This is a genomic window from Microvirga sp. P4_G7, assembly GCF_056401005.1.
In genome coordinates, this window is sequence record NZ_JBFUKD010000342.1 from 1 (window position 1) to 3838 (window position 3838).

Here is a 3838-nt window from a genome sequence, read left to right on the forward strand (position 1 = left end):
TACCAGCACTTCAAGGCCATCAACGATGCAACCTCGCTGCCTATTCTGATCTACAATATTCCGCCGCGCTCAGTGGTCGACATGAGCGTCGAGACCATGGCTCGGCTGTACGAGCTGAAGAACATCGTCGGCGTCAAGGATGCGACGGCCAACATCGCGCGCGTGAGCCTGCAACGACAGGCGATGGGTGAGGACTTCATCCAATTGTCTGGAGAGGACGCCACCGCGCTCGGCTTCAACGCTCATGGCGGCCACGGCTGCATTTCGGTGACGGCGAACGTGGCGCCGAAATTGTGCAGCGAATTGCAAGCAGCGAGCCTGGGTGGAGATTACGCAACGGCGCTGACCATTCAGGACCGGTTGATGCCGCTTCACACCAACCTGTTCCTGGAGACCAACCCGTCGCCGGTCAAATATGCGGCTGCGGTGTTGGGGTTGATGGAGGACACCGTCCGTCTGCCGCTGATCCCCGTCTCCGAGGATACGAAGCAGAAGGTCCGCTCGGCGATGGTGCATGCCGGGCTGACCAACGCGTAACCCGATGGCCCACGTCCAGGATAACCGGAAGATCGTCGCCGATAATCGCAAGGCGCGCTTCAACTACGAGATCATCGATACCTACGAGGCCGGCATCGCGCTCACCGGCACGGAGGTGAAATCGTTGCGTCAAGGGAAGGCGACGATCGGCGAGGCCTATGCCGGGCCCTCGGGCGAAGAGTTCTTCCTGTTCAACGCCTATATTCCGGAATACCTCCAGGCCAACCGGTTCAATCACGAGACCAAACGACCCCGTCGGCTTCTTCTGCACAAGCGGGAGATCGACAAGCTGATCGGCGCCACGCAGCGCGAAGGCTTCACGGTCATTCCGCTGAAGATCTATTTCAACGAGCGGGGACGCGCGAAGGTCGAGCTTGGTCTGGGTCGTGGCAAGAAGCTGCACGACAAGCGAGAGACGGAAAAGAAACGCGATTGGGACCGGGAGCGCGGGCGTCTCATGCGCGAGAAGGGCTGATCGCTCCCAGTCTTTCTCTCGCCACCGACACGGTCGGTCGTAAAGCTCAGCTTTCGAATTCCTCGTCGGAGTTCTGACGAATGCCGTAGCGGCGTTCGAGGCCCTGGCCGCCGCCGCCCGGCGGGCGGGGACGATCGGCGCGCTCGCCGATTTCTCCGGGGACCCGTGGTGCGCGTTCACCCTGGTCGCGACCGATCTTCGATGCCAACTGAGCCAGATCGAGGAATTCGTCCGCCTGCCGGCGCAATTCGTCAGCGACCATGGGCGGCTGGGTAGTCACGGTCGAGGCCACCGAGACGCGGACGCCGCGCCGTTGCATCGCTTCGACGAGTGACCGGAAATCGCCGTCACCTGAGAAGAGCACCATCTGATCGATATGCGGCGCCAGCTCCAGCGCGTCGATGGCGAGCTCGATATCCATGTTGCCTTTCACCTTGCGGCGACCGGCGGAATCGACAAATTCCTTGGTCGGCTTCGTGACGACACGGTAGCCGTTGTAGTCGAGCCAATCGATCAAGGGGCGGATCGAGGAATACTCCTGATCCTCGACGAGCGCGGTGTAGTAGAAGGCTCGAATGAGCGTTCCGCGACCCTGAAATTCTTTGAGGAGCTTTTTGTAGTCGATATCGAAGCCAAGCGTCTTCGTGGTCGCATAGAGGTTTGCACCATCGATAAACAAGGCGATTCTATCTTGGCCCGACATAGATAACCCGCGTCAAATCGCAAAAGGGCCTGGCAAAATCCGCATCTGAAAAAGCACATCAAAAAATTCGCGACTGAAATTGAAGCAGCGAGAAATTGCGGCGTATTCGGGAAACGGGTCGTGCTTAACCTTCAGCGGTTAGCAAAATGGCAACGGCAACAGTAAAACGTCAAACGTCGTTTTTGTCAAGGCGCTGCCACTATTATGCCACAAATAGGTATCTGGAAATAAAGGGTAATTTACGTTGTAAGGTTGCGGCTGCCCGGCTTCGTAGCGGGAAGTGCGGCGAGCTCCGGCGGGAGCTGATCGGCCGGGTAGGCGGGGATGTCGAGTTGGATCAGCGAAACGAGGGGGACGCCGAGATCGGCACGTCCACCCGAGCGATCGATCAGGCAGGCCGCGCCGAGCATTGTCCCCGGATAGGTCGCGAGGGCGGCGAGACATTCGCGCGACGAGAGCCYGGTCGTCACGATGTCTTCGACCATGACGACACGGGCGCCTTCCGGGATCGTGAAACCGCGGCGCAGGACGAACTCGCCTTTTTCCCGCTCCACGAAGATCGCCTTGCAGCCGAGGTGCCGCGCGGTCTCGTAGCCTGGGACGATGCCGCCGATGGCAGGGGAGACGACATAGTCGACTGGGCCGTACGTATCCTTGATGCGCTCGGCGAGCGCCTTGCAGACGCGCTCCGTTCGCGCCGGATCCTGGAACACGAACATCTTTTGCAGAAAGACGGGGCTGTGCAGGCCTGACGACAGGACGAAGTGGCCTTCCAGCAACGCGCCGGCGGAGCGAAATTCATCGAGAGCTTCGGTGGGAGTCATGGCGGGCCCTTCTTGCGATCGGCGCTGTTTGGCAGGCACGCGCGGTGGATGCAACCCCGCATGCCGCAACGATACTTCCGAGCGATACCATCACGCGCCGGAGCGCGCGGCCTCGATGAACGCGTCGAAAATGCGATTGCCGGGATGGCTCTCGCGAGAGAACGCCTCCTGGTGCCACTGGATGCCGAGCGCAAAGCGCCGTGAGGGAATTTCCACCGCCTCGATGACACCGTCTTCCGCGTGAGCGCTGGCGACGACCGAGGCGGGAACCGCGATCACAGCCTCCTTGTGACGGCTGTTCACCGTCATGGTGGACGCGCCGACGATGCGCGACAGCATCGTGCCGGGCGCCACCGAAATGGCATGGCTCTCCGTCGGTCCGTCGTGGTTGAGGATGTGATCACCTTTGGTCCGGACTTCATGGATCATGCGGGCGTCATTGAGGCAGGACAGCATTTGCATCCCGTTGCAGATGCCGAGAACCGCCTTGTCGCGCGCGAGAAAGCCGCGCATCAACGCTTGCTCCATGGCGAAACGGTCCGATTGCGGAAACTGCGACGGGCCGCCCTCGCCATACCAACCATCCGGAAATTGAATCCGCCCACCGACTCCGAGCATTCCGTCGAACTCGTCGGCGACCGTGTCGATCATGTCGGCAAAGTATGGGATGCCGAAGGCCAGACCGCCGGCTCCGTGAACGGCCGCGAAATAGGCCTTGGACACTTCGTAGCGCGTGGCGCCATCCTTGGTGTTCTCGTCCATCAATACGGCGATGCGCGGTTTCCGGCTCATGGGCTTTCTCTGTTCACTCGACGTTGCATTTGGATGTGATGGTTTCGCAGACTAGGCAATGACGCGTTCGACCTTGCTGACGACGCGTTTGGCACGCAACTCCGCAATGATTGCGTTGAGTTGCTTGAGGTCCCAGACCGACAGATCGATCGTCACGTCCGTGAAGTCCTGCGTGCGGCGCTTCATGGAAACATTGTCGATGTTCCCGTCGTGGTCGGCGATGACCTGCGTGATCTGAGCCAGCGAGCCCGGCTCGTTGATCGACTCCAGCTTGATACGGGCGGGGAAGCGCTGGTCTTTGTGGGTTTCGATGTCCCAGCGCACGTCGATCCAGCGGTCGGGCTCGTTGTCGAACGCTGCGAGCGACGGCGATTGGATCGGGTAGATCGTGACGCCTTCGCCTGGTGTGAGAATGCCGACGATACGATCTCCCGGCACCGCGCCGCCGCCCGGTGCGAAGTGGATCGGCATGTCGCTGTGGACGCCGCGGATCGGGATACCCGTCGC

At 60.9% G+C, this 3838-nt stretch carries 6 protein-coding genes; 2 read left to right on the forward strand and 4 right to left on the reverse strand.

Annotated elements, in window-relative coordinates; all coding sequences use genetic code 11:
- The coding region (locus tag AC1DT3_RS14100; RefSeq protein ID WP_477465881.1) for a dihydrodipicolinate synthase family protein at positions 1-537 on the forward strand (537 nt) is incomplete at its 5' end.
- A gap of 4 nt (positions 538-541) precedes the next feature.
- Entirely contained in the window at positions 542-1012 is a 471-nt protein-coding gene (gene smpB / locus AC1DT3_RS14105; protein WP_477465882.1) for an SsrA-binding protein SmpB, read from the forward strand.
- A gap of 46 nt (positions 1013-1058) precedes the next feature.
- On the opposite strand, the gene AC1DT3_RS14110 is transcribed toward smpB, so the two are convergent.
- The 4 genes from AC1DT3_RS14110 to AC1DT3_RS14125 form a co-directional block, all read right to left on the reverse strand.
- The gene (locus tag AC1DT3_RS14110) at positions 1059-1715 is read right to left on the reverse strand and encodes a LabA-like NYN domain-containing protein (protein WP_477465883.1); all 657 of its coding nucleotides are present in this window, start codon (positions 1713-1715) and stop codon (positions 1059-1061) included.
- A gap of 239 nt (positions 1716-1954) precedes the next feature.
- The gene (gene pyrE, locus AC1DT3_RS14115; RefSeq protein WP_477465884.1) at positions 1955-2539 is read right to left on the reverse strand and encodes an orotate phosphoribosyltransferase; all 585 of its coding nucleotides are present in this window, start codon (positions 2537-2539) and stop codon (positions 1955-1957) included.
- 90 nt (positions 2540-2629) lie between these two features.
- Positions 2630-3331 carry a gamma-glutamyl-gamma-aminobutyrate hydrolase family protein gene (locus tag AC1DT3_RS14120; RefSeq protein WP_477465885.1) on the reverse strand — a complete coding sequence of 234 codons (702 nt, stop codon included), beginning with the start codon at positions 3329-3331 and terminating at the stop codon, positions 2630-2632.
- 51 nt (positions 3332-3382) lie between these two features.
- The coding region (locus AC1DT3_RS14125; RefSeq protein ID WP_477465886.1) for a RelA/SpoT AH/RIS domain-containing protein at positions 3383-3838 on the reverse strand (456 nt) is incomplete at its 5' end.

Bases quoted from the DNA above. Each gene is read 5' to 3' on its own strand.
- smpB (WP_477465882.1), top strand. From the start codon at position 542: ATGGCCCACGTCCAGGATAACCGGAAGATCGTCGCCGATAATCGCAAG.
- AC1DT3_RS14110 (WP_477465883.1), bottom strand. From the start codon at position 1,715: ATGTCGGGCCAAGATAGAATCGCCTTGTTTATCGATGGTGCAAACCTC.
- AC1DT3_RS14120 (WP_477465885.1), bottom strand. From the start codon at position 3,331: ATGAGCCGGAAACCGCGCATCGCCGTATTGATGGACGAGAACACCAAG.